Here is a 25,007-nt window from a genome sequence, read left to right as displayed (position 1 = left end):
GGAAAACCAATGTCCTGGTATTATTTAAAGAAATATTTTATAATACTAATTATTTACAAAATCAATCACAGTCTTAGTGATAAAATCAATCTGTTCATCATCTAACTCTGTATGCATAGGTAAAGAAATAACTTCTTTTACCAATTGATTGGTCACAGCAAAATCAGCTTCATTATATCTTTCATCCTGATATGCCTTTTGACTATGTAAAGGAATTGGGTAATAGACACCGCAAGGAATTCCGTTATCATTTAAATGCTTTGCCAAATCATCACGCTTGCCATTCGTTATTCTTAAAGTATATTGATGAAATACATGGGTATCATCAGTATCAAGAATAATTGGAGTAATGATGTTTTGCTGATTTTCAAAAGCATTACTATATTTTTTTGCTGCCGTTCTTCTAGCATTATTATAATTATCCAGATTTGGGAGTTTTGCTCTTAGAACGGTAGCTTGAATAGAATCTAATCTAGAATTTACTCCAACCACATCGTGATGATATCTTTTATACATTCCATGATTTACGATACCTCTAATCATATGTGCCAAATCATCATCATTAGTAAAGATAGCTCCACCATCACCATAACACCCTAAATTTTTTGAAGGAAAGAAAGAGGTTGATGCTACATGACCAATAGCTCCTGTTTTTGAAACTTTCCCATCAGAAAAGTTGTAATTTCCTCCTATACCTTGTGCATTATCTTCTATTACATATAAATTATGCTCCTTAGCTATTGACATGATTGCATCCATATTAGCGGCTTGGCCAAATAGATGAACAGGAACAATTGCTTTGGTATTTGGTGTTATTGCTTTACGAATAGCTTCTGGATCAATATTAAAAGAATCTGGTTCAACATCAACCAGTACAGGAGTCAATTGTAATAAAGCGATAACCTCTACTGTAGCAGCAAAAGTAAAATCTGCAGTAATTACTTCATCTCCCGGTTTTAAATCTAATCCCATCATTGCAATTTGCAAAGCATCGGTTCCATTAGCACACGGAATCACATGTTTTACTCCCAAATATTCTTCTAGCTCTTTTTGAAAACTATGCACTTCAGGCCCATTAATAAAGGCTGTCGAATTTATAACGTCAAGAACAGATGCATCTACACGTTCTTTTATGTGTTCATATTGACCTTTTAAGTCAACCATTTGAATCTTCTTCATAAGGTGAAATTTGTAACCTGACGAAAGTACAAAATAATGATGCGATTGCCAATGTGTAGACAAGGCAAAATGTATTTTTGATTCTAATTTTTCTTATCAGTTTATTGAAGTATCTATTCTTTAAAGAATTTTAAGGTTTTTAAGCTACCTATTTTTAATAAATAGATACCGCTGTTTAATGTTTGTAATTGTTCAGAAATATTATACTGCCTTGTTTGTTGTATTGTATTGATTGAAAATTTCTTAATGACTTTACCTGTGATGTCAAATACTTGTATTGCTAGTTGTTGATCAGGTATCTTATATCCCAAAAATGATAATGAAGCTACATTTTTAACAGAATTAGGTGTTATTAAAATAGATTTTTGATCAGAATTAATGGTGTTTTCGTTATCATTTTTAGATAAACTCTTTTTAACATCACCAACCACAAACCCAGAAATAATTGTTCTTTTAAAGTTGTTTTTATTTTCTGAGTTTAAAAATAAACTATATACACCATCTTCAAGATTCTTTGTGTCAAACAAGAAACTATCGTTGTTCCTATTAAAAGTGATTATTTCAGGATTATTTTGTAAAGGAATGCCATCAATTTTTGAAGTTTTAATTATAACACCGCGTACAACTGTATTTAATGGTAGTTGTATATCTTTTTTGTTTGAATAGATATCAACTTTTAGTTTGGGATAATGGTTATTGTTTTTTAGCTGCTCTAAAGACATTTTTATACCATTGTTCTGTTTGATAAAAGCAACGAATTTTGAGTCACTGTTAAGAACACTGTTCTTTGTTAAAATAGGGATTACCGTTTGATGGTTTCTGGTAACATAGTTTTCAGGAAGTTGTATTTTTTTAAGGTTCTGATCATATAATTGAAACTTGGCTTTTGAATGTTCATGAATGATCTCTGCTATACCATATTCTGATCCTTTATCGAGTAGGATTTGATCATATTTATTTTCAGAATGAATTATGTAATAATTACTTTCTGTTTTAAAACTATTATTATTTTTCTGAGATTTTGATAGGTTTTTTCGAGAACCATTTTCAATATATGATTGTACATAAGGCCAGCTAAATTGCCCAAAACTAACATCTAAATGATCAAAAGCGGCTCTTGGATCATTTTTTCTAAACACATATTCTGCGCCAGGCCTTAATGTACTGTTGTAAGGTGCAACGCCATCATTAGCACCTTGTACAGGAAGTAAAATTCCACCGGTAAGCGTAAAAGCGGCTCTGGCTAATAAGTTAGAACCTTTATAGAATCCTGAAGCTCCCAGAATGACGAATTTTTCAGGTTCATTATTAGGATGATTATCCAGGTAAGGGCGAACCACATCTCTACAATAGTAGGTGGTTGAGGTTCTGGCACCTTCGTTTAAACCGGTAAGCCTCCAGGCCCAGTTTAACCAGGGCATTTGTGAAATATCAGCCAGATACGTACCCCAGAAAGGAGTTCCAAGAGCAAAGGCTTGTGCAACTTTGTTCTTTTTTTCATAATGAATCATAGCGGCCTCAGAAGCTTTGCCGCCATTACTATGTGCTACAAGGTATATTTGAGGAACATTAAATTTTTCTGTGATAATATCAATTGATTCTGCGAGTAGTTTTCCATTTATCCAGATTCCTTCACCTCGGGTTGTAGCCACAAATACTGCTTGATATCCCTCGTTATATGTTTCTTGATAAAAAGAATTATCAAACAAAAACTGAGATTGATTGAGGTCAATGTATCCATGGTTGAAAAGAATTACTTTTCCATTATAATTTGGTGGTGTAACTCCATAATGAATGGTAGATTTAACTAAAGGTCCAATAAAAAAGGGGTTTAACTGATCGGGTTTTGGAAGCTGTACTTCAAGAAAGCTTTGAGAAGATAAAATCGCGCATGAAAATAATGCAATTAAAGTAAGTTTTAATTTCATAAATATTGAGTTTGTGTGATTAAAGTATTAATTTATTAAAAAATTAAGATAAATTGAGTGTATAGGTTAATATATTATTAGTTTTATTAAGGAATTGTCAATTTTTAAATAGATAGTTCTTTTGTTTTTACTTCTTTTATTACAACAAAGAGCTGTATTTTAGCAATTCATAAAAAATCATAATTTTTGGGCTTTTTATATAATTTTTTTATTTCCATATTTAGTGGATTACTTCCAGTAATAGGACTATTGAGTTCAAAACTCAAATTGTTTGTAGAAGGAAGAAAAGAGGTTTTTGAAACTCTAGAGAGTAAAATAAATATAGATGATAAGGTACTCTGGTTTCATTGTGCATCTTTAGGAGAATATGAACAAGGAGTCCCAGTGATGGAAGCTTTAAAAAAGCAATTTCCTAGTTATAAATTATTGGTTACTTTCTTCTCTCCATCAGGTTATGAAGCAAAGAAAAACAGTACGTTAGCAGATGTTATTGTATATCTGCCTATGGACACAAAATCAAAGGTTAAACGATTTGTTGAAATAGTAAATCCAGAATTAGCAGTTTTTGTAAAATACGAGTTTTGGCCTAATTATTTAAAAGAACTTCATAAAAGAAACATCCCGATAGTAATGGTTTCTGCAGCATTTAGAGAAGATCAAGCTTTTTTTAAGTGGTATGGCGGTTTTATGAGAAAAACCTTAAGAACAATTGATCACTTTTTTGTACAGGATGCTGTTTCTAAAACATTACTAGAAAAACAAGCTTTTGATAATGTAACATTGAGCGGTGATACGCGTTTTGATCGGGTATCTCATCAAATCGAAATGGATAACCGGGTTGATTTTATATCTGAGTTTGTAAATAATCGACTTTGTATAGTAATAGGGAGTTCCTGGTCTGAAGATGAAGAGGTATTTATAGAATTTATTAATAATACCTCAAAGGATGTATGCTTTATTATTGCTCCTCATGAAATAAAAAATAATGGAGTAAGAGCTTTACAGCAAAAGTTAAGCAGAAATACTGTTTTGTACTCTGAAAAAGATGGAATACAATTAAAAGATCAACAAATATTTATTATGAATACCATAGGCTACTTATCCAGAGTATATAGTTATGCTGATATTGCTTATGTGGGTGGCGCAATGGGGACATCAGGATTACATAATATTCTGGAGCCGGCAACTTTTGGGATTCCTATTGTAATAGGTAAGAATTTCGAAAAATTCAGAGAAGCAAAACAACTTCAGAAATTGGCAGGATTGTTTTCTGTTGCCAATGCTACAGAGTTTTCTCAAATACTGAACAAACTTATTGATGATAAAAAATTCAGAGAAAAAACAGGAATGATTTCTGGACATTTTATCAATAGTAATACTGGAGCTACGGCTATGATTCTTGAGTATCTTGAGAATAAAATTGAAGAAAAGAAATAAATATAGGAGACATTAATTTTTTACCATTATCTAAACGGTAACCGCTTCATTTAAATATCTTCTGAATGGGAGCATTTCTTTATATACTTGGATTACTTTTTCATCAAAATCATCTTGTAAAATATCTTCTTTTGATAATGGATGAATAACGGCTAAGGTTTTGTAACGGAGTAAATCAATGTATTCGTGATCTATTGTATATCCTTTGGGAGCTTTGGATAGTTTATCTTTGGCAGGATATAATCCACCAAAGGTTTTCTGAAAACTTTTTTTAGTTATTATTTTTAATAATTCATCCCCATTATAGTCAATGGCTTCACGTATACTACTTAACTCTTTATTATTAGGTTTCCAATAGCCACCAGCCAATTCACAATCATTAATACCAATCTGGATATAAAAATCTCCTTGTTTGGAACGTTGATCTAGTCCAGCTGCAAAATGATCTTTATAGACAGGTCTGTTGGGATGAAAAAGTAAATTGTTGTTAATACGATTAATCCCTTTTTTACCAGGTGTAGGATAATAATCAGGATCTATAGCCGCTAACCTAGTATCTAGATGATCCAGCCATTGTATAAAATCATTTCGGATCGTTTGATACTGCTTTCTATGCAGATTCATCCAATCTTTATTGTTATTTTTCTGTAGTTCTGAAAGAAATTGAAATAATGCCCTAAAATCCATAGATGCCTTGCTTCTTAGAATAAACCGTTTAATTCTGCATCAATACGATTAATAATACTTCCAAGATCCTCTGGGTTATCAACAAAATTAAGGTGATCTACATCTACAACAAGAAGATTTCCTTTATTATAATCGTGAGCCCAGGCTTCATATCGCTCGTTTAATCGACTTAGATAATCGATGCTAATTGTATTTTCATACTCTCGTCCGCGTTTATGAATTTGTGCAACGAGATTAGGGATACTACTTCTTAAGTAAATTAGAAGATCGGGTCCTTCTACCACACTTTCCATAAGATCAAAAAGAGATTTATAGTTTTCAAAATCTCGATTAGTCATAAGTCCCATGGCATGTAGATTAGGTGCAAAAATATAAGCATCCTCATAAATCGTTCTATCCTGAATAATATCTTTACCACTCTCGCGAATTTCAAGAATTTGTCTAAAACGACTATTCAAAAAATAGATTTGCAGGTTAAAAGACCAGCGTTCCATCTTATTATAAAAATCTTCGAGGTATGGGTTCTCTAATACATCCTCAAATTGAGGCTCCCACTTATAATGCTTTGCTAGTAATTTAGTTAACGTTGTTTTTCCGGCACCAATATTTCCTGCAATGGCTACATGCATATTTGATTTATTTTTGGAGTGTTAGGTCGAAACTGTAAATCTTTGTCTGGTGGTAAATATAAAGGATTTCATTAGTAACATAAAACTGTTTTACAGTAATTTCAGGAAGTTTTATTTTTTCCAGGCTTTCAGACTGTGTATCATAATAAAATAGATTATTTTCTTTTTTCAAGATTAAATCATTATTCACGATACATAGATCAGAATATCCAGAATTTTGAAATTTATATAATAAACTACCGTAGACATTATATTGTAAAAATTGATTGTTGATTAATATCCAACATACATTAAAATTACTTTGTAACGCAACAGGTAGCTCATTTATCGGTTGGGCGCTGAGTAAAGTTTTACGAGAGTTTGTATCAAATAACTCTAAGCGTTGATTGTTATTATCAAAAATCCATATACTATTGTCATTAGCTGGAGAAGCTTTTGTAACATTTTTAAATTCTGTGATAACATTAAAATTGATGCGTTCTATTTCTGTAAGATACTTATCTACTAATACAATTGTATTAGAGGATTCATAGAAAAGCATAATTTTTAAAGGATTGAGAATAGAAACACTACTTAATTGTCCTAATATATAATCACCATATTGCCATTCTTGATTATTCCATTTTTTATAAAAAACGTTGTCTTTTGAGTAAAAAATGGCATCAAAAGAATCAACTCCCCAAAAAGAATCTGCTTCTATTGAGATAGAATCTTTTATGGATACATTTCTTTGTGCGAAAGTATATTGTGTAAAGAATATAAATGTCAAAAAAAGAATTCGTCTTTTCATACTTGGGCAAAGTACAAAAATAAAGCCATTTTTAGCATACTAATTTATAACCATACCCTCTTACATTAATGATTTGTATGGTATCATCTTGTTTTAATTTTTTACGAAGTTTAGTAATAAATACATCCATACTTCTTCCATTAAAGAAATCATCATCTCCCCATAGTTTTTTGAGGATCATAGATCTGTCAAGAACCTGATTTTTATTTTTGATTAAATGAAACAGAAGGTGTGCTTCTCTGTGTGTAAGTTGCTGATTTTCGTCACGAAAAGAAAGAATTTGTTTCGGAAAATCAAATGTGTATTCTCCAATTGTAAGGACCTCTGCATTTTGCTGAAGTTTGGTTCGGTGTAATAAACTATTGATTCTAACAATCAATTCTTCCATACTAAATGGCTTTTTGAGATAATCGTTTCCGCCAATTGTAAACCCTTCTACCACGTCTTGTGTTTGCGATTTGGCTGTGAGAAATATAATAGGAATTGTTTCATCCTCTAACCGAATCTCTTTTGCAAGTGTAAAACCATCTTTTTTGGGCATCATCACATCCAAAACCAGTAACTTGGGAGCTACTTTTTTATAATATTGATAGGCTTCTTCTCCATCAAGAGCAAGGTGTACTTTGAAATTTCTGGTTTCAAGGCTTTCCTTAATGATTTGTCCTAATGAAGGTTCGTCTTCTGCAAGTAATATTTCTATAGTTTCAGCCATTGGGTAGTGTAATTTTGAAATTTGTTTGCCCCTGATCTAATAATAATTGAATGTTTCCCTTATGTTTTTCGATGATTGTTTTGGTATAAAATAAACCAATTCCAAAACCTTTTATATCGTGGGTGTTTCCTTTGGGAACACGATAAAACTTTTCAAAAATCTTTTCTTTATGAGTTTTGGTTAAAGAATTTCCGTTATCCTTAATTTCTATATGTATGTTGGGATTTGTATTCTTAATGTTTATTGCAATAAGATCGCCACCATATTTAATTGCATTATCTATTATATTATTTACAGCATTTTCAAAATGAAATACATCAATCTTTTTCCAGATGTTTGAATGGGTACTTTCAAAGGTTATATTCTTCTGAGGAGAATTGGTTTTATGTTTTTCAATAATATTATCTATTAATTCTACCATATTTGCTTCCTCCAGATTAAGCTGTAATTCATCACTGTCCAGAGTAGCCGTTTCTAATATTTTTTCAACCATAGTATTGAGTTTCCCTAATTGATTAGAAGACATCTCGACATACTTTTTGGTCTTTTGGGGATCATTAGCTTGATTAAAACTCCGAATCCCTTCCATCGCTGCACTTATAGTTGCAATAGGAGTTTTAAACTCGTGTGTAATATTACTGATCAAATCATTTTTAAGTTCTGCAAGTTGTTTTTGACGATTAATGATTCTGAGTAAGTATAACAAACACCCAATTACAGCACTAACAAGTAGAAAAGAAAGTAAGATTCCAAATAAATTCCTTTCGAGAATTATACGTGTAGTATTAGTGAAAAATAATTTTAAAGAGCTATCATATGGCAAATAAGAAGATTTAGAAACAGTATATAACTGTTCTTCTTTAGCCACGATCGAACTATTTTCGTTTTTACTGTATGATTGTCCTAAAGGATCGGTGTATTGTAAAATGTAATCTGCAGAAACTTTTTTTCTTGATAACTCAAACTTTAATAGGCTATCTATTTTTTTTAATTCTAAATCATCTTGACCAATAGAAACAACAACTTTAGAAGTTAAGATTTCAAAAGGATTAAGATCCGCATAAATGGTAATAGAATCAGAGTCATTTATTTGAATCATGGTTTTGATAGAATCAGGTTTCTTAAAAACCTTAAATAATGGATGTGTTGAATCCGTTATTTTTCTTTTGATAATGGGAGAGGTGAAAGCTTTTGTAGAATCAAGATAACGAAAAAAACTCCTATGGTCATTTATATGAGTGGGAGTAGAATCCCATATTTTTGCAACCTTATTACGTCTTAGGTTATTAGGCAAACAGTCTGAATACTCTGTGTCAGAGATAAATCTAAAAGTTTGATTTTTTGCTAGTTCCTCATAATATTGATCCACAGCATTATCAAGACTAATCTGTACTTCATTAATCAACTGTTGTTTTGAAGCCTGATAATTTTTAAGATTCCAGTATACCTGAATACTTAAAGTAACCACAATTACAGCAGTGATAAAATATAGTATGGTTTTATAATTTCTCCTTTTCATACTTCAAAAGTAAGATACTTATCTAATATAAAACCAATCGGTTAACACTCGTTAACATTGGTTAACTGTATAGTTGTCATTGAGTTTTCATATTTGTGGTGTAATTAATTTTTAAACCAAACCATTATGATACGCATTATAATATTGATATTACTGTTTATAATCAACAGTATGTCAGCACAAGAATTTCAAGGAGTCGTGACTTACAAAACTGATCGTAAGCTGGAGATAAAAATAGATAGTACTCAAGCAGGTTTTGACATGCAACAACAGATTCAAGAAATGATGAGAAAACAATTTCAGAAAGATTTTACCTTACGATTTAATATGAAAGAATCTATATATAAGGAAGAAAAAAGCCTTGGAGCTCCTCAACCTGCGGGAGTTCAAATAGTCATGGTAGGCGGAGGCGGTGAATCTGATGAATTGTATAAAAATATAAAAGAAGAACGTTATTCTAGTCAACGAGATTTGATGGGTAAAACTTTTCTGGTAAAAGATGAGTTAAAAAAACTGGAATGGAAACTAGAGGATGAAACCAAAAAGATTGGTAATTATACCTGCTATAAAGCAACAGCTAAAAGGATGATATCGACTCTAAGTGGTTTTACAGAAGATGAAGATGATCAAGAAGAACCTGAAGAACGAGAAATTACTATTACAGCCTGGTATACACCAGAAATCCCAATAAGCAATGGGCCAGAAAACTATTGGGGGCTTCCTGGATTGATACTGGAAACCAATGATGGGCAACAAAGTATTTTGTGTAGTAAAATAGTATTAAATGCAAAGAAAAAAATCGAAATTAGTGAACCCACAAAAGGTAAAGTAGTAACAGAAAATAAATTTGAAACCATTATGCAGAAAAAAATGAAAGAAATGAGAGATCGAATGCCCAGAAGAGGAGATGGTGATGGTTTTCAATTGCGAATAGGAGGATAAATCATCAAAATCAATCAAAAAATGAACAGGATAATAATTTTAATAATTGGCTTGATCACAATTGCTTTAAAAGCGCAAGTGGCAACCATATCATTTGAAGAAAATGATTTAGTATTTGTAAAAGTGTCAATAAATGATGGTAAAGAGTTAAATTTTGTATTTGATACAGGTGCATCAACTGCAGTGTTGGATAAAACCGTAGCTAGCAATTTAGGGGTAAAATCAAATTATTCTCAAAGCACACAAGGAGCTAATGGATCAGAGACTTATGAGATTGCTCTTGGCCAAAAACTAAGCGTTGGCGAAATTGATATAGAAAACGCATCAGTAGTTCTTGTAGATCTACAAAAACTGTCTCAAAGATCAGGACAAAATATAGATGGGATTATTGGGTATGATGTTCTAAAACGATATATCACCCAATTCGATTTTGAGCAAAAAACGATACAATTGTATGAAAAAGAAAGTCAGGTTTCAGGATTAGAAGATTATATCAAAATACCAATGAAGTTTGACGGTACTCCGATTCCGCAAATAGATCTCACAATTACTTTAAATGATGGAAGTGTAAAAACAGGTAATTTTTTGTTTGATAGTGGTGCAAATATGGCATTGTTATTTAATACACCGTTTGCTCAAAAACATGATATCGAAACAAAGTCAGGAAAGACCATTAAAGGGAAAGCACAAGGTCTTACCACATCAACCACATTTACAAGAGCGAGTATACAAAAACTCAATTTTAATGGTTTTGAGTTTAAAGATTTACCTATTGATATTTCTGAAGGAAAAACAGGAGTGTCAGGATCTAAAAAATATGCAGGGATACTAGGAGCTGATATAATCAATAGATTTAATATGGTATTAGATTATAAAAAGAAGTTTTTTTACTTGAAACCTAATTCCAAATTTAAAACACCGTTTGATTTTCCTTTGAGTGGAATAGGTATAGAAAAGAAGGGGAATAAAATAATGGTTAATCATGTGATTCTTGATAGCGAAGCTTACCAAAAAGGAATTCGAGAAGGCGATGAATTATTATCGGTTAATGATTATAAAGGAAAAGATCTTACAGTATGGAAAAGCTATTTTAAAACTGCTCAAAAAGAAATAACAGTGGAGGTAAAGAACAAATCCGGAAATGTTCATACCGTTATTATTTTCTTAAAGCGATTAATATGATTATAAGGTTTGATTTTTTAGGATAAAATTAACGTTAGCTCATTAAACGATGTGTGGAGCATACAGTCCAAGTACTTTAAAAACCACACAGAAAATGAAAACAAACATTCTATTAATTTTTACACTTATTACCAGCCTGACTGTTGCACAGGATTTTCAAGGCAAGGCCTATTATTTTAGCAAAACAAGCATGGATATGAATTTTGGAAGAAGACAAATGTCTGAAGACCAAAAAAAAGCAATAGCCGAGAGAATGAAATCTGCTTTTGAAAAAACCTTTGTACTGACTTTTGATAAAAACAGCTCTGTTTATAAAGAAGAAGCACAGCTTGAAGCAACAGGAAATGGAGGAAGATGGGGAGCTATGTTCTCAGGTCTTACTTCTAATAATTATTATAAAAATATTAAAGAGGGAGAGTATTATGATCAGCGCGAATTTTATGGCAAGAATTTTTTGATTAAAGACACTTTAACCAAATATAGTTGGACGATGGTTAATGAGACAAAAAAAATTGGCAACTATACCTGTTTTAAAGCAGTGGCTACTGCAAAAACAAGTGAAACAATGGATTTTGGGAGTATACGTCAAAAGGCGAGAGAACGTAGAAGAAAAGAAGAAAAAAATGGAGGTGCATCATCAGAAACCAGAGAAGAATTAAATATTCCTAAGAGACCAGAAGAAATTGAAATAGTAGCTTGGTATACTCCAGAAATCCCGGTTAACCAAGGACCTGGAGAATTTTGGGGATTACCAGGATTAATTTTGGAAATACAACAAGGAAGAACATCCTTGCTCTGCAATAAGATTGTATTGAACACTAAAGAAAAAGAAGAAATAAAAAAACCTTCTAAAGGAAAAGAAGTATCGCAAGCAAAATTTGACGAAATCACCGAAAAGAAGGTAGAAGAAATGATAGAACAATTCAGTACTCAAAGAAGAGGACAAGGACGTGCAGGAGGAGGACGTAGAAATTAAGATCCTTATCTCAAAACTTTTTAAAAAAGTATAACGGCTTAGTTCTTATCAAAGAAAATCAACAAAAGACATGACTAAAAAAATACAAATTTTGGTATTCCTTTTAGGAATAACACTGGCAGCTTCTGCTCAAAAAGTACAAATTACAGGTTTTGTAAAAGACTCTGTGGGTAGTCCTCTAGAGATGGCAAATGTTATTGCTTATAAAAAATCAGATAATGCGATGACTGCTTATGGAATTACTAACGATAAAGGTAAATATAAGATCTCAGTCCCTCAGAATGATAGCTATATTCTCAAAGTAAGCTTTATAGGCCTTTCTGCAGAAGCCAAAACTATTAACATATCTACCTCAGATGTGTCTGCTGATTTTGTAATGACTGAAGAACAGAATAGCCTTGATGAAGTAGAAATTGTTTATGAGATGCCTGTTGTTGTAAAAGGAGATACTTTGGTGTATAATACGGACTCATTTACTAATGGGACAGAAAAGAAATTGGGAGATGTTTTAGAGAAATTACCAGGAGTAGAGGTCAACGATGATGGAGAAATTGAAGTAGAAGGAAAAACGGTCTCTAAAGTAATGGTAGAAGGAAAAGATTTTTTTGATGGAGATTCTAAGCTAGCAACCAAAAATATTCCTGCAGATGCATTAGATAAAGTAGAAGTATTGAAAAATTATGATGATGTGAGTCAAATGAGAGGGCTTCGCAATTCACAAGATCAAGTGGCAATTAATATAAAACTGAAGGAAGGAAAAAAGAACTTCTGGTTTGGGGATATCACAGCTGGATCAGGAGTAGGAGAAACTGAACGGTATTTGATAAAGCCAAAACTATTTTATTATAGCCCTGATTATAGTCTTAATATTCTTACTGATTTTAACGATATAGGAGAAGTCCCTTTTACTTTAAACGATTATTTTAGATTTACTGGAGGATTTAGAAACCTGGGTCGTGGCGGAACTTCTTTTAATATTTCAGATAGTGATTTAGGGTTTGCAGTGCCCCAGAATAATCGTGCCAATGATATCAATACTAAATTTGGAGCAATTAATTTTAGTATGTCTGCAAGTAAAACATTAGATGTAAGTGGTTATGGAATTGTAAGTGATACTAAAACCGATTTGATTACAACTACAAGAAGAGTATATATTGATGATACTCCCGACCCTACAGATAATACAGTGGAAGAAACTTTTGATAATGCAGAGCAAAGAAATAAGTTGGGACTGTTAAAATTAAGCGCTACGTATAAACCAAATAGCGATTTAAGATTGGATTATGACGTTTTTGGGAAACTTTCTAAGCAAGAAGAGGATGATGTGTTTCTCTCAGTAAGAGAAAATGTGTCAGAAGATATTACAGAACGTTTAGAGAATACTCCTTTTTCGATTCAGCAAAATATGAATGCATATTATACATTAAATGAAAAGAATATTTTCTCATTAGAAGCACAGCATTTGTTTCAGGATGAAGACCCGTTTTATAATGCCGTAAGAGATGAAGTTCCTTTCAGAGGTATTTTTACAGAAATCAATGATCCTACAAACCCGGATTTAGATACATTTGATCCGCTTCAAGAATCAACCAGGTATAATATCAATCAGGAAAAACAAGTTAAGACGAGTAAACTGGATGCAAAACTGGATTATTTCTATGTACTTAATAAGAAAAGTAACCTGAATTTTACTTTAGGTTCCATTTTAAGTACACAAAACTTTGATTCTGGAATCTTTCAAATTCTGGATAACGGAGATCAGAATGATTTTGATACTACAGATTTCACCAATAATGTAAAGTATAATTTTAGAGATGTCTTTGCTAGTATGCATTATAAGTTTATTACTGGGATTTTTACAATTAATCCTGGTGTAAGTGTTCATAATTATGATCTTAAGGATCAGCAATTGGGAACAACCATCGATCAAAATGAATGGCAGGTATTACCAGATCTTTTTATTTTGGCACAATTTAAAAAAAGCGAAAGCCTACGATTTAATTATTCAATTACGGCAAACTATACCGATATTAATCGATTAGCTTCAGGATATGTATTTAATAATTATAATTCACTATCACAAGGAAATCGTAATCTCGAAAATGGTTTGTACGATAATTATTCATTGAACTATTTTAGTTTCAATATGTTTAATTATACAAATATATTCGCAAGTGTTAATTATAGCAATAGACGGAACCCTATTAAAAATACAAGTGTAATTAACGGCATTAATAGAGTTAATACTCCTGTAAATTCTAACCTTGCTGATCAGGTACTCTCTGCAAACGGAAGATTTAGTCGTACTTTTGGTAAGATAAAAGGAAATTTGAATGCCAATTTTAGTTGGTCTAGTTTTAATAATATTGTCAATAACCTTCCTAGTGAGAGTATAAGCCTTACTCAAACATATAGAACACAATGGTCAACAAACTTTAAGAAAGGACCTAATTTTGATCTAGGTTATAGTATTTCTGTTAATGATTATGATAATAATGGAACCCAAAATACATTTTATACAAGTAGACCTTTTGCAAAACTGGATTGGTCATTTGCTAAAGGGTTTTTATTAAAATCTTCTTACAGTTATTATAATTATAGCGATAAAGAAGATACATTGAATGAATATAGTTTTTGGGATGCTGACGTGTTCTATCAAAAACAGGATAGTAAGTGGGAATATAAATTTTCTGTAACTAATATTCTTAATACAGATACAATCAATCAAGATAGTTTTAATGAATTGTTTAATAGCACTTCCAGTTATATTGTTCAGCCACGATATTGGATTTTTACTGTTAAGTATAATTTATAATAAAATCAAAAAACATAACAAAATTGATTAGATATTAAGGATTAAATACCCCAGTCGTTTTTTTACTACTGGGGTTTTCTATTTTTCTCTTTGTTAATCTTATAATAAACTCAAAACCTCAATTTTTGTTTTCGGTTATCTTTAGGTTAAAAAATAGAATTATGACAAATAAAGTATGGTATTGGTTTTTGTTAGTTTTCATTTTGATGTCCTGTAATCAAAAACAAAATAATACGTCTAAAGAAGGACAAATCGTACCAAAGAAGAATATGGAAATTACAACACAACAAGGAATAATTACTAAAAAAAGCACTAAAAACTTTGAAGAAACATACAACTCTTTAATAAAGATAATCACCAATAATCCAAACCTTAAAATAATTGCAGAATTAGATCATCAAAACAATGCCGGTTCAGTAGGTTTAGATTTACGACCAACACGTATTGTTTTATTTGGTAACCCAAGATTAGGAACACCATTAATGCAAAATTCTCAAACCACTGGGTTAGATTTACCACAAAAAATTCTGGTATGGCAGGATAGCGATGATAATATCAATATATCTTATAATAACCCTGCATATCTACAGAAGAGGCATGAGATTACCGGAAATGAAGAGATATTAAAAAAGGTAAGTGGAGCATTGGATAACATTACAAATGGAGCTGCGGGATTATAATTGATCCTACAGAACATTCCCAAAATTTGGTTTTATTGATAACAACAGATTCAAAATCAAGAAATTCCTTATTTTGACAATTCTTTCTTTTACTTTTTTGATTGTATATAGTAGATAAAAGCTTGTGAAAAAAGTAACGGAAGTATCGGTTAAATAAAAAGTTAAAGGAGAAAGAAATTAAATCTCCTTTTTTTTATTGTTTTAAAAATCAGTATCTTATAGTGGTGTAACCAATAAATCTATTTGTCATGCCAACTATTAAGTCATTAAACAAATGGGCTAATGCGCATTCTTATTATCCTTTAGACCTTTTAAGAATTGCCCTAGGGGTATTTTTATTTATAAAAGGAATAAATTTTTTAAGTAATAGTCAAATACTGGTAGATCTACTAAAACCGGTTCAAAATTTGGCTGGATCTATGATCGTTATTCATTATGTAGCTCCTGCACATTTGATAGGAGGAATATTAATTGCTTTTGGATTATTAACAAGATGGTCAGTTGTAGCACAACTTCCGTTATTGATAGGAGCAATTATAATTAATTTTGTGGGCGAAATGAATGTTGCTAATCTTATTATTGCCAGCATAATTTTTATTCTGTGTGTTTTCTTTTTGTTTTATGGATCAGGAAAACATTCAACAGATTATTATCTTAAAATGCAACAATAACTTTTTACAATTCGTTGTTAAAAATAGCCTGGTGACAATAGTAAATTACTTTCACCAGGCTATTTTTAATTAATTCTGAACTTTTACTTTAATTGGGCCACCACTAGAAAGGTAGCTTCCTCCAACTTCATCAATATTGATATCTAATTCTTCGTTAGTACTTATGCTGTTAAGGTCAACTTTTAATTTATCATAGGTGTCAATATCTTTAATATTAACATCTATTACATCATAATTACTTAATCTCACAGTAATTGAGCCATCTTCATTGACCGGAACCAAACCATATCCTATAGAGGTTGATGATGTGCTGGCATGCGCTTTGGGAATCATGTTGATGTCTCTTAATACAATAATCACTAGGCAAGCAGCAATGATTGTAAGTATGGTTTTGCTAAAAGTATCAGTTTTCATAAAATTGGTTTTTAAAATATATTGATAGTCACCAATAATCACACCATTTTGGAATTGTTTAAAAAATGGATTTGTTATCTATTTGAAAATCAGTATTTAAAATAGTTAAAAAGGTGTTAAAGATGTATAAAAAATAGTTAGCTTTGCGCCTTTTAAACAATAATATGGCTCAAGACTGGTTTTTGGGTCAAAACCGACAACCACTAAAACCATGAATAAACCAACCAAAAGGTTACACTTTTTGGATGCTATAAGAGCATTTGCAATTTTGATGATGTTGCAAGGGCATTTTGTGCATTCTCTTCTTGGTAACATATACCGAGATAAAACTAATATAGTTTATAGTATATGGGAGTATTTTCGAGGTATGACGGCACCTACTTTTTTTACTATAACGGGTTTTGTTTTTACATTTCTGATATTAAAACAAAAATCTAAAGGGAAAAATAATCCTAGAGTAATAAAAGGTGTCAAAAGAGCAATAAAACTTATTTTCTGGGGATATCTATTGAGGTTAAGTGCTTTTTCCATTTTTGAGGGAACTGTAAACTCATCATTTTTTTATGTAGATGTATTGCAGTGTATCGGGATCTCACTACTTATGTTGATAGGATTGTATTTAATGTCGTATCGATATAACATAAAACTTTTTCAGTATTTATTATTGGTGTTAGGAGTATTAATTTTTCTTTTACAACCTCTTTATGATGTACTCTTATTAGAGTTTTTACCAGAAACATTTGCCAATTATTTCACTAATAAATATGGTTCTATATTCACATTGTTTCCTTGGTTCGGATATGTTTGTTTTGGAGGGTTTTTAGCAGTGATTTTTATAAGATATGGAAAACAGGTACGATTTTATCCCTTTATTATTTCTGTAATGACATTTATAGGCTTTTTGTTGATATTCTATTCTTCAAAAGGACTTATGTTATTATATGATCTTAGTGGGGTTATGGTTTTTAAATCTGTAGCCTATAATAATTTCTTATTTATAAGATTAGGAAATGTGACCATTATTTTTACCATATTCTTGATATTAAGAAATTATCTCAATGCACCGATAATTGCTAAAATAGGAGGAAGAACTTTATCCATTTATATCATCCATTTCTTTGTACTATATGGCAGTTGGTTTGGATTAGGGTTAAGTCGTTTTTTTTATCGCTCGCTAGAACCATTAGAAATAATTATTGGAGCTGCATTTTTTATAGTAGGAGTTTGTGCATTAGTATTATCCTATTACAAATATGAGGTAGAATTTAAATCCAAAATTGATCAAAGTAAACTGTTGATTTACAATAAATTAAATAGTGAATTGCCAAAAAACATCATTTCTGTTTCTTTTATAAAAAGTAGACTAAGAAGAGGTTATAATGCTTTGAAATATAACAGAAGGTAGATGTTTAGTCAGTTTTGGAAGTGTCAATATTTTTAGAATGAACGATCTGATATTCTGTAATTCTGATGATTTCTTTATTATTTTTGGTTTCAATGTTTTGATTACTATTTTGATATTGTATTGATTTAAAACCAAATATTACTGTAAAAACTAAACCAAATACAAAAGATGATACCTGGATTAAAAAAGGAATTCTAATATTGCGATCATATATGTGTGGTTCCTTTTCTTCTGTTATTTGATTAAGCCTTATGTTAATGTCTGAAGTAGAATTTTTTTCTTTTTTCGAGCTGGGCTGAAGCGTACCAGTCATAGCAAGTTTTGCCCAAACACCTGAGAAAACACAAAGAATATAAAATCCCCAGGCCCAAAATAACCAATTAAAAGATTCATTGCCAAAATCTTTCAAAATATCCTTAGCAAAAGTAATGGTGAGCGCTATAATTCCTGTAGATAAGGTAATTAATTGTTTAGAAGCATCAGATGCAAAATCAAATGCTTTTTTTACGTTTTCTTTCATCTGGTTATATTTATTGTTCTTTAATGGTTAGATGGAATCGTCAAGTAATCATATCGATGGATATCAACCTGATTATTATGACTTATTTCATGTCTAACAAAATGGAAATAAAGGACAAATACTATTTTTGATTTTTTTTAAGGTATCAGAATCTAGAATTTTTATACCCCCTTTTTTAATTCCTTCAGCTAATAAAGCATCAGCCAGAACTAATGAATTTATTTTGGCTTCGGTTATTTTATTTTCGGTTAAATCATCAAAGGGATAAAGATTATCTAATCCTTTGCGTATTAAATCCTTGAGCTCTCTTTGTAAATCTTTTGATAATTCAAAACCGTTTGTGATTATACGGTTATTAATTATAGTATATAACTCCTGATTAAAGTTTCTGTTAAGATTCATGTTTTTGTGATTATATTTTTGACTGTTAGCTTAATAGTTTTTTGTCTAGTGATTCAGTTTGTTCTTTAAAATACCATCCTTTTTTAAGTTGGTTAACATCGATTTCGAGAATTGGATTTACGTGATAATTGATGTTTTTTAAAGAATAATGTAATGCATTAGAAATATTATTAATTGCTAATGGTAATTTAGGTAGGTTAACTCTTCCGATTCTCATTTCATCAATACTTTCGGGATAGTTTTGTTCAATAGCTTTTCGCTTTTCTGTGGGATTTAAGTTTCCGTCAATATGATTAGGGATTTTAACTTTACCAGATAGAGATAGCCCTATTCGTTCTACTAGTTCAGATCTAATCTTTAAAGATGCAAAATTAGGGGAGATGATATCTGGTGTTTTGTTATCCTTGATATATTCTAGAAGATACACCTGAAAAAAATATTGGTGCCGATTCCCTTGTTTATATTCTAATGTTTTTCTTTTAGTTATTTTTTGATCAGAAGATTTTACTAATAAAGCTTTGTTTAATTTTGAATCACTTAAAATAGAAATTGTCACTGGTTCTAATGAAAAGTAGTTAACCTGATCAACGCTATGTTTGATGAATTTTTTCAAAAGATTAGAACCTCTCCAGGGAGATTTTTTAAATAATGACTTTGCCAATAACCATATAGAAGTTATAGGTAGAGCGATTGTTCCTAGAAGAGAAGTGGCAACAAAAGGAACTTTGAGAAGTAAAAAGCTTATAAATTTATTTTGTAATAAAATACCTTTAATACGTTTTACAGATGGTTCGTATAGATCTTTTTTAAGATCATTGGCATATGGATTGTCTTTATTGAAAAAATTGATTGCTTCAATTTTTTTGGTAATTTGATTTTCTAGAGCTACAAAATCCTGACCTACAATAAAAGGACTACCAGGTCTGAATCCTTCTTTGTTTTCTTTTAATGAAATTAATGTACTTAATCTAGCAAACTCAAATGCATATTTTCTTGCTTTTAAAGAAGCAAACCCTCCAAATGCTTCTATTTCTGTTCCCGGTAATTCTATCGTTTCTAACTTTTTGTTTATCGGCATAATAGCGGCGCGATAAGCATTTTTGCTTTTACCACCGGTATTGAGTGCAAAATCAGTCACTACTTTAAACACAATTTGCGCAAAGGCATTTCGATCTGCTGGAGTTTGAAGATTAAGCTTATTAAAGACATCCCCAATACCAGTTTGAGTATTGTTTTTACGATCTAGAATAATTTGTTCTTTTACAGATTCAAGCATTTCGCGAGTAATCAAGAGGCAAGCATTAGAGTTTTCTCCCTGTTGATCACAACTTTTTTTAATTTCTGTAAGAAAATATGTAATAGGGTCTCTTGTTCCTAAAGAAATAATATTACCATTCAGGTTCTTTTCTATTTTATCAAAAGCGGTACCTATGACTGCAATACTAAGATTTTCTCCCATAGTAGTGTTTGCATTGAGGTAATTGAACATATTACTTCTAAGTGCAAGATTTTCTTTTACGTCAATCATTTTATGCTCTTCCTTAATACTACCTTGATTGGCTAACACTCCAATAATACCTGATACGTTACCCATAAGTTTACTAAGCTCATTTTTGAACATTACTTGGTTGTCTGAAGTTTTAACGGGTTCAAAAGAAGATACTTTAAAAGAGTGGTATTGTTCTTTTCGTACGATTGGATCGACAAATAAAATAAGTCTTTCTTCATTTTCTGGAGTATGAGTTATTCGCCCAAAATCCTGAAACGTTCCTATTTTAAAGGCTTCTTTTATGGGTTCATTGTTAAAAGTACCGCCATCTATATAAGGAAAATTAAAACTCGTATAGTCAAGGGTGTTTTCTTTTCTTTCATTAAAAACACAATTGTAGTTAAACTCTGTATCAGGATGATTTATACTATAAGTTTTGATTTCAGATTGAATATCTTTGAAAGATTTAGGCCAGGTAGAATGCTCATTATCGCCAAATTCTCTCTGATATCTTTTTAATAATACGGGTTCAAATGCAATTGGAAAAGCTCCACAAGCCAAAGCAGATGCTGCTATGGTAGACCAAGCTTCTTTTGAAGTGATTTCAAAATGAGTTGGATTATTAACATCAGGATTTTTACAGAATTTTATCCATCTGCTATCAGTATCTTTATTACTATCGGTGACGGCATCTTGTTCAAAAACAAAGTCAATAACTCTTAATTCAGAATGATTTTCGGACCCTACTGATTTTAAAACATTTTCTTCAAGTTTTCTCTTTTTTTTGTGAGAGAAATCCATTTCTATCGGCAGAAGATTTGTTAATGAACAGGCAAAGATCACACGATTATTATCCAATAGTTGTCTTCGTGAAATATCAACTCCATCAGTAACCATTAAATATTTTTTTGTTAAACTTTCAAGGAGTTCTCTGTCAAGTAAAGCAAAGGATTTATTAGGGTCGGCGTTATAATCTTTTTTGACTTTACTTCCATATAATCTCAAAGAATTTACCTCGTCTACCCATAGTTTGTATTGGATCTTTTGTGCCAATTGCAAGGCCTTTAAAGCTTCAATTTTATGATGTTGTTTCGCGATTTGCAGATCATTATTAAAATAATCTGCTGCTATTTCATTCAACAATTCATCTTCAGTTAAATTGTTGCTGTATAAAGGAATCATAGAATGATAATCGATAAGACATTTTAGCATGATTGTCAAGGCGATGGCTCCGGCACTTGCACCACTCATTCCGTCAACAATGACATCTTCATAAGGTTCATCATTTTCTCCTTTTCCATAGAGAATTAATAATTTAAGTGCTTCTGTTAATGCCGATCCAGAAAAAGAACCTAGAGAAACTCCTCCACCCATAGCGAGACAAATTCGTAATGTTTTTTTCATGATAATACAGTGCTTAGGTTTATATTTTGGTTTTGATAAAAAAGTATCTTTTTATACGTTGATATTTAATACTTGCAATTAGCAGAGTATAAAACCAATAGTTTTTCTGTTAAGCGGTAATATTTTTAGGAAGATTATAAGGGGTATCTTTATAGTCTTAAGCTACGAATAAAATAATGAAATCGGTTACGGAAAAACCACACCTGATAAAGGGGTTATTTCCCTGTAAATGGAGCCTGAGCTATTGTAATTACTCGATTTTTGTTTCAAAAATCCTTTAAAAAAGTAAAGTTTATTTTTTTTAACTATATCCAAGTAATTATCGATTAATCATAGAAGTAGTAAGGGTTTCGGGAGAAAGACCTTTTTATAAAGAGAAAGTGTTAATTGTTTGAAAATAGGGTAATTAAGATGGTTTAGGTAGTTTTTTTCATGTATAAAAATTAAAAAGACGTCAGATGGGACAAAAAAACTTGATTAAATTATAAGATCAACTGACTAGATATTGCCAATTGATCTTAGTTTTGTGATCATAGATTACCAATCGGATAATCTAGTATCGTTTGTGAATTTTGGAATATCAAGAAATATAGTATCTATAATTTTAGAAGCTTTAATTTCTTGTTTTTGTTGAGAGATTCTCTTTTTATTTCTTTTGATTTGTCGTTCTATTTTCTTCCATTTTTTGTCAGTATATGTTTTGGAAGTTTTGGTATTTGATTCTTTTTCTAATGAACTAAGCTTTGAATAATCTTGAATGTTTGAAGTGGTGTCAAAATCTTTGGTATCATTTACTTTGGCGTTTTTAGTTTTAAGAGGCTTCTTTACGGTTTTGATATCCTGCGCATAAGACATCTGAAGTAACAATAAAAAACTAAAAGCCATTACAATTTTTAATTTCATCTTTCTTTTATTAATTAAACAATATTTTAATGAACTTATTGATTTGGGTGTAAGTCATTGATTTTCAATATGAAGATAGGAATAATAAATGAATTTCAATTACGGTAAATCCATATTTAATTATGGGGGTATTTCCCTGTGAGATACTCGTTAAGTACCGTAATTGCTGAAGATTTTATTCAAAAAAGTTATAAAATATATCTTTTTGATTTAGAAATTAAAAATCTTACTGTAAAAAGAGAATTGTTAGTAATAACAAGGGTTTTGAGCTATTGTGGAGATTTTTGAGAAAACCATAAATTATCAAAATAAATATTCATTTTATGGTTTCCCTCTGTTTTTTTAAGAATGTAAAAGGCGATAAAAATGCTAATATAGAGCAGATTAGGTGTTGTGTGTTTGAAAAAAGAACAAAAAAAACTGCCAAATAAAGGCAGCTTTTTAATTTTATATATAATTGTTGTTACCAACCGGATAATTGAGATTCTCCAGATAGTGCAGGGACATCTAAGTAAATAGTGTCAATAACTTTAGAAGAATGAATATTATCTCTTCGATTAGCAACTTTCTTTTTATTCCTTTTTATTTGCTTCTGTATTTTTTTCCATTCTTTTTCACTGTAAAACTTATCGTTTTTAGTTTTGGAATTGGATTGATTTCCGGAAACTTTTAAAACCAATTTGTCAGTTATGGCTTTTTTATCTGCGTTATATGATCCTTGGTCTATTCTAGAATCAAGAATTTTTACAGATTCGGTACTGCTTTTATAATCTTGACTAAATGATACTTGAAAAGACAAAAACAAGACAAAGGTTACCAATACAATTTTTAATTTCATTTTCCTAAATTTTGATGATTTAATCATTGCGCCTAAAGATATTGTTAATAATAACAGTAACTTTAACATTTTAGTATTCGTAGGCTCTTTTGTAGTATTCGGGGTACTGTTAAATTATCAAATCAAGCTATTTGAGCACTAAATATTTGACGGTCAAAAATTTACATCAAATAGATAATAAAATAATTAGATTCTAAAAGCTTTTTTTACAGAATCGACATAATCTAGTTTTTCCCAGGTGAAAAGCTCTACTTCTTTTTCAATTTTGCCAGAATAAGGGCTTTCAAAAATTTTGGTTACGGTTTTTGATTCTTTCCCCATATGACCATAAGCTGCGGTTTCCTGATAAATTGGATTACGTAACTTTAAACGTTCTTCAATTGCGGCTGGCCTCATATCAAAAATACTTGCCACTTTTTCTGCAATTTCTCCATCAGTTAATCCCAAAGAGCTGGTACCATAAGTGTCTACAAAGATAGAAGTGGGTTCAACAACACCAATAGCATAAGAAACTTGCACTAAGACTTCATTTGCTACCCCAGCTGCTACCAAATTTTTTGCAATATGTCTAGAAGCGTATGCTGCTGATCTATCTACTTTACTTGGATCTTTTCCAGAGAAAGCACCACCACCGTGTGCACCTTTTCCTCCATAAGTGTCAACGATAATTTTTCGTCCAGTAAGACCTGTATCACCGTGAGGACCTCCAATCACAAACTTTCCTGTGGGATTAATATGATATGTTATCTGGTCATTAAATAGCTCTTGTACATATTGTGGTAATTGTGCAATTACTCTTGGCATTAGAATAGAAATGATATCATTTTTGATTTTTGCCAACATTACATCATCATCGATATCAAAATCATCATGTTGAGTAGATACCACAATCGCAACTATGCGTTGAGGTACATTATCATCACTATATTCTATGGTAACCTGACTTTTTGAATCAGGACGTAAGTAAGGGATTTCAATTCCTTCTCGCCTTAACTCGGCTAATTCGATAAGAATTTTATGAGAAATGTCTAATGCTAAAGGCATGTAGTTAGCAGTTTCCTTGGTTGCATATCCAAACATCATCCCTTGGTCACCTGCACCTTGTTCTTCTTTAGTATCTCGATCTACACCTTGATTAATATCCTGTGATTGCTCGTGGATAAGAGATATAACACCACAAGAATCTCCACTAAACTGATAAGCTCCTTTAGTATATCCAATTTTATTTATAACCTCTCTGGCAATATGTTGTACGTCAAGATATGTTTTTGATTTAACCTCTCCTGCCAATACAACTTGACCTGTGGTAACTAATGTTTCGCAAGCAACTTTAGAATCTTTGTCAAAAGCTAAAAAATTATCTAGTAAAGCATCACTGATCTGATCAGCTACTTTATCCGGATGTCCTTCAGATACGCTTTCTGAAGTAAATAAATATGCCATTCGTTATTGTTTTTGTGTGAAAAATTAGACGAGATTTTAATA

22 protein-coding genes are annotated in these 25,007 nt (G+C 31.1%); 8 read left to right on the top strand and 14 right to left on the bottom strand.

The features are described 5' to 3' along the window. Positions 1 to 45 precede the first annotated feature (45 nt). Together U0D62_RS13110 and U0D62_RS13105 are read right to left on the bottom strand one after the other, a co-directional pair. The gene (locus U0D62_RS13110; RefSeq protein WP_322287756.1) at positions 46 to 1,179 is read right to left on the bottom strand and encodes a DegT/DnrJ/EryC1/StrS family aminotransferase; all 1,134 of its coding nucleotides are present in this window, start codon (positions 1,177 to 1,179) and stop codon (positions 46 to 48) included. A 113-nt stretch (positions 1,180 to 1,292) separates the two neighbouring features. Continuing rightward, a complete protein-coding gene (locus tag U0D62_RS13105; RefSeq protein WP_322287755.1) occupies positions 1,293 to 3,107 on the bottom strand; it encodes a T9SS type A sorting domain-containing protein in 1,815 nt (604 codons plus the stop codon). A 249-nt stretch (positions 3,108 to 3,356) separates the two neighbouring features. Between U0D62_RS13105 and U0D62_RS13100 the strand changes: the two genes are divergently transcribed. After that, a complete protein-coding gene (locus U0D62_RS13100; protein WP_322287754.1) occupies positions 3,357 to 4,544 on the top strand; it encodes a 3-deoxy-D-manno-octulosonic acid transferase in 1,188 nt (395 codons plus the stop codon). A 30-nt stretch (positions 4,545 to 4,574) separates the two neighbouring features. Here the strand turns inward: U0D62_RS13100 and U0D62_RS13095 are convergent, their stop codons facing one another. The 5 genes from U0D62_RS13095 to U0D62_RS13075 are packed head-to-tail and all read right to left on the bottom strand — an operon-like array spanning position 4,575 to position 8,881. Further along, the gene (locus U0D62_RS13095) at positions 4,575 to 5,231 is read right to left on the bottom strand and encodes a DUF2461 domain-containing protein (protein WP_322287753.1); all 657 of its coding nucleotides are present in this window, start codon (positions 5,229 to 5,231) and stop codon (positions 4,575 to 4,577) included. 14 nt (positions 5,232 to 5,245) lie between these two features. After that, complete coding sequence (locus tag U0D62_RS13090) at positions 5,246 to 5,860, bottom strand: deoxynucleoside kinase (RefSeq protein WP_322287752.1); 615 nt, start codon at positions 5,858 to 5,860, stop codon at positions 5,246 to 5,248. 7 nt (positions 5,861 to 5,867) lie between these two features. Beyond that, positions 5,868 to 6,650: a hypothetical protein gene (locus U0D62_RS13085; RefSeq protein ID WP_322287751.1), complete on the bottom strand. Its 783-nt coding sequence runs from the start codon at positions 6,648 to 6,650 to the stop codon at positions 5,868 to 5,870. 31 nt (positions 6,651 to 6,681) lie between these two features. Continuing rightward, entirely contained in the window at positions 6,682 to 7,362 is a 681-nt protein-coding gene (locus U0D62_RS13080; protein WP_322287750.1) for a response regulator transcription factor, read from the bottom strand. Beyond that, positions 7,355 to 8,881, bottom strand: coding sequence for a sensor histidine kinase (locus U0D62_RS13075; RefSeq protein WP_322287749.1), 1,527 nt, complete (start codon positions 8,879 to 8,881; stop codon positions 7,355 to 7,357). Before U0D62_RS13075 ends, U0D62_RS13080 begins: the two co-directional genes overlap by 8 nt. Before the next feature lie 126 nt (positions 8,882 to 9,007). Here U0D62_RS13075 and U0D62_RS13070 point away from each other — a divergent pair, with 126 nt between their 5' ends. From U0D62_RS13070 to U0D62_RS13045, 6 genes are all read left to right on the top strand, one after another. Continuing rightward, positions 9,008 to 9,823, top strand: a complete 816-nt coding sequence (locus U0D62_RS13070) for a GLPGLI family protein (RefSeq protein ID WP_322287748.1) — start codon at positions 9,008 to 9,010, stop codon at positions 9,821 to 9,823. Positions 9,824 to 9,844: 21 nt separating this feature from the next. After that, a complete protein-coding gene (locus tag U0D62_RS13065) occupies positions 9,845 to 11,005 on the top strand; it encodes an aspartyl protease family protein (protein ID WP_322287747.1) in 1,161 nt (386 codons plus the stop codon). Between the two features lie 94 nt (positions 11,006 to 11,099). Continuing rightward, positions 11,100 to 11,981, top strand: coding sequence for a GLPGLI family protein (locus U0D62_RS13060; protein WP_322287746.1), 882 nt, complete (start codon positions 11,100 to 11,102; stop codon positions 11,979 to 11,981). 70 nt (positions 11,982 to 12,051) lie between these two features. Next, positions 12,052 to 14,796: an outer membrane beta-barrel protein gene (locus U0D62_RS13055; protein WP_322287745.1), complete on the top strand. Its 2,745-nt coding sequence runs from the start codon at positions 12,052 to 12,054 to the stop codon at positions 14,794 to 14,796. 161 nt (positions 14,797 to 14,957) lie between these two features. Next, on the top strand, positions 14,958 to 15,476 hold the full coding sequence (locus U0D62_RS13050) for a DUF302 domain-containing protein (protein ID WP_322287744.1): 519 nt from the start codon (positions 14,958 to 14,960) through the stop codon (positions 15,474 to 15,476). Between the two features lie 248 nt (positions 15,477 to 15,724). Continuing rightward, positions 15,725 to 16,147: a DoxX family protein gene (locus tag U0D62_RS13045; protein WP_322287743.1), complete on the top strand. Its 423-nt coding sequence runs from the start codon at positions 15,725 to 15,727 to the stop codon at positions 16,145 to 16,147. A 69-nt stretch (positions 16,148 to 16,216) separates the two neighbouring features. Here U0D62_RS13045 and U0D62_RS13040 read toward each other — a convergent pair whose 3' ends face one another. Continuing rightward, positions 16,217 to 16,561, bottom strand: a complete 345-nt coding sequence (locus U0D62_RS13040; RefSeq protein ID WP_322287742.1) for a hypothetical protein — start codon at positions 16,559 to 16,561, stop codon at positions 16,217 to 16,219. Between the two features lie 211 nt (positions 16,562 to 16,772). On the opposite strand from U0D62_RS13040, the gene U0D62_RS13035 reads away from it, so the two are divergent. Continuing rightward, complete coding sequence (locus U0D62_RS13035; protein ID WP_322287741.1) at positions 16,773 to 17,966, top strand: heparan-alpha-glucosaminide N-acetyltransferase domain-containing protein; 1,194 nt, start codon at positions 16,773 to 16,775, stop codon at positions 17,964 to 17,966. A gap of 4 nt (positions 17,967 to 17,970) precedes the next feature. On the opposite strand, the gene U0D62_RS13030 is transcribed toward U0D62_RS13035, so the two are convergent. The 6 genes from U0D62_RS13030 to metK all read right to left on the bottom strand — a co-directional run bounded on the left by U0D62_RS13030 (position 17,971) and on the right by metK (position 24,965). Beyond that, on the bottom strand, positions 17,971 to 18,486 hold the full coding sequence (locus U0D62_RS13030; RefSeq protein ID WP_322287740.1) for a hypothetical protein: 516 nt from the start codon (positions 18,484 to 18,486) through the stop codon (positions 17,971 to 17,973). Positions 18,487 to 18,579: 93 nt separating this feature from the next. Then, entirely contained in the window at positions 18,580 to 18,888 is a 309-nt protein-coding gene (locus U0D62_RS13025; protein WP_322287739.1) for a hypothetical protein, read from the bottom strand. 25 nt (positions 18,889 to 18,913) lie between these two features. Then, positions 18,914 to 21,781, bottom strand: a complete 2,868-nt coding sequence (locus U0D62_RS13020) for a patatin-like phospholipase family protein (protein ID WP_322287738.1) — start codon at positions 21,779 to 21,781, stop codon at positions 18,914 to 18,916. A 537-nt stretch (positions 21,782 to 22,318) separates the two neighbouring features. Further along, positions 22,319 to 22,684 (bottom strand): hypothetical protein, encoded by a 366-nt coding sequence (locus U0D62_RS13015; protein WP_322287737.1) that lies wholly within the window; start codon positions 22,682 to 22,684, stop codon positions 22,319 to 22,321. A gap of 463 nt (positions 22,685 to 23,147) precedes the next feature. Continuing rightward, the gene (locus tag U0D62_RS13010; protein ID WP_322287736.1) at positions 23,148 to 23,522 is read right to left on the bottom strand and encodes a hypothetical protein; all 375 of its coding nucleotides are present in this window, start codon (positions 23,520 to 23,522) and stop codon (positions 23,148 to 23,150) included. A gap of 186 nt (positions 23,523 to 23,708) precedes the next feature. Continuing rightward, complete coding sequence (gene metK, locus U0D62_RS13005) at positions 23,709 to 24,965, bottom strand: methionine adenosyltransferase (protein WP_322287735.1); 1,257 nt, start codon at positions 24,963 to 24,965, stop codon at positions 23,709 to 23,711. Between the last annotated feature and the right edge of the window lie 42 nt (positions 24,966 to 25,007).

Origin of the sequence: Aquimarina callyspongiae (assembly GCF_034322225.1) — a bacterium.
In the GTDB taxonomy this organism is placed as follows: domain Bacteria; phylum Bacteroidota; class Bacteroidia; order Flavobacteriales; family Flavobacteriaceae; genus Aquimarina.
Note: the sequence above shows the minus strand (reverse complement) of the source record. Positions and strands in the feature narration are given on the sequence as shown.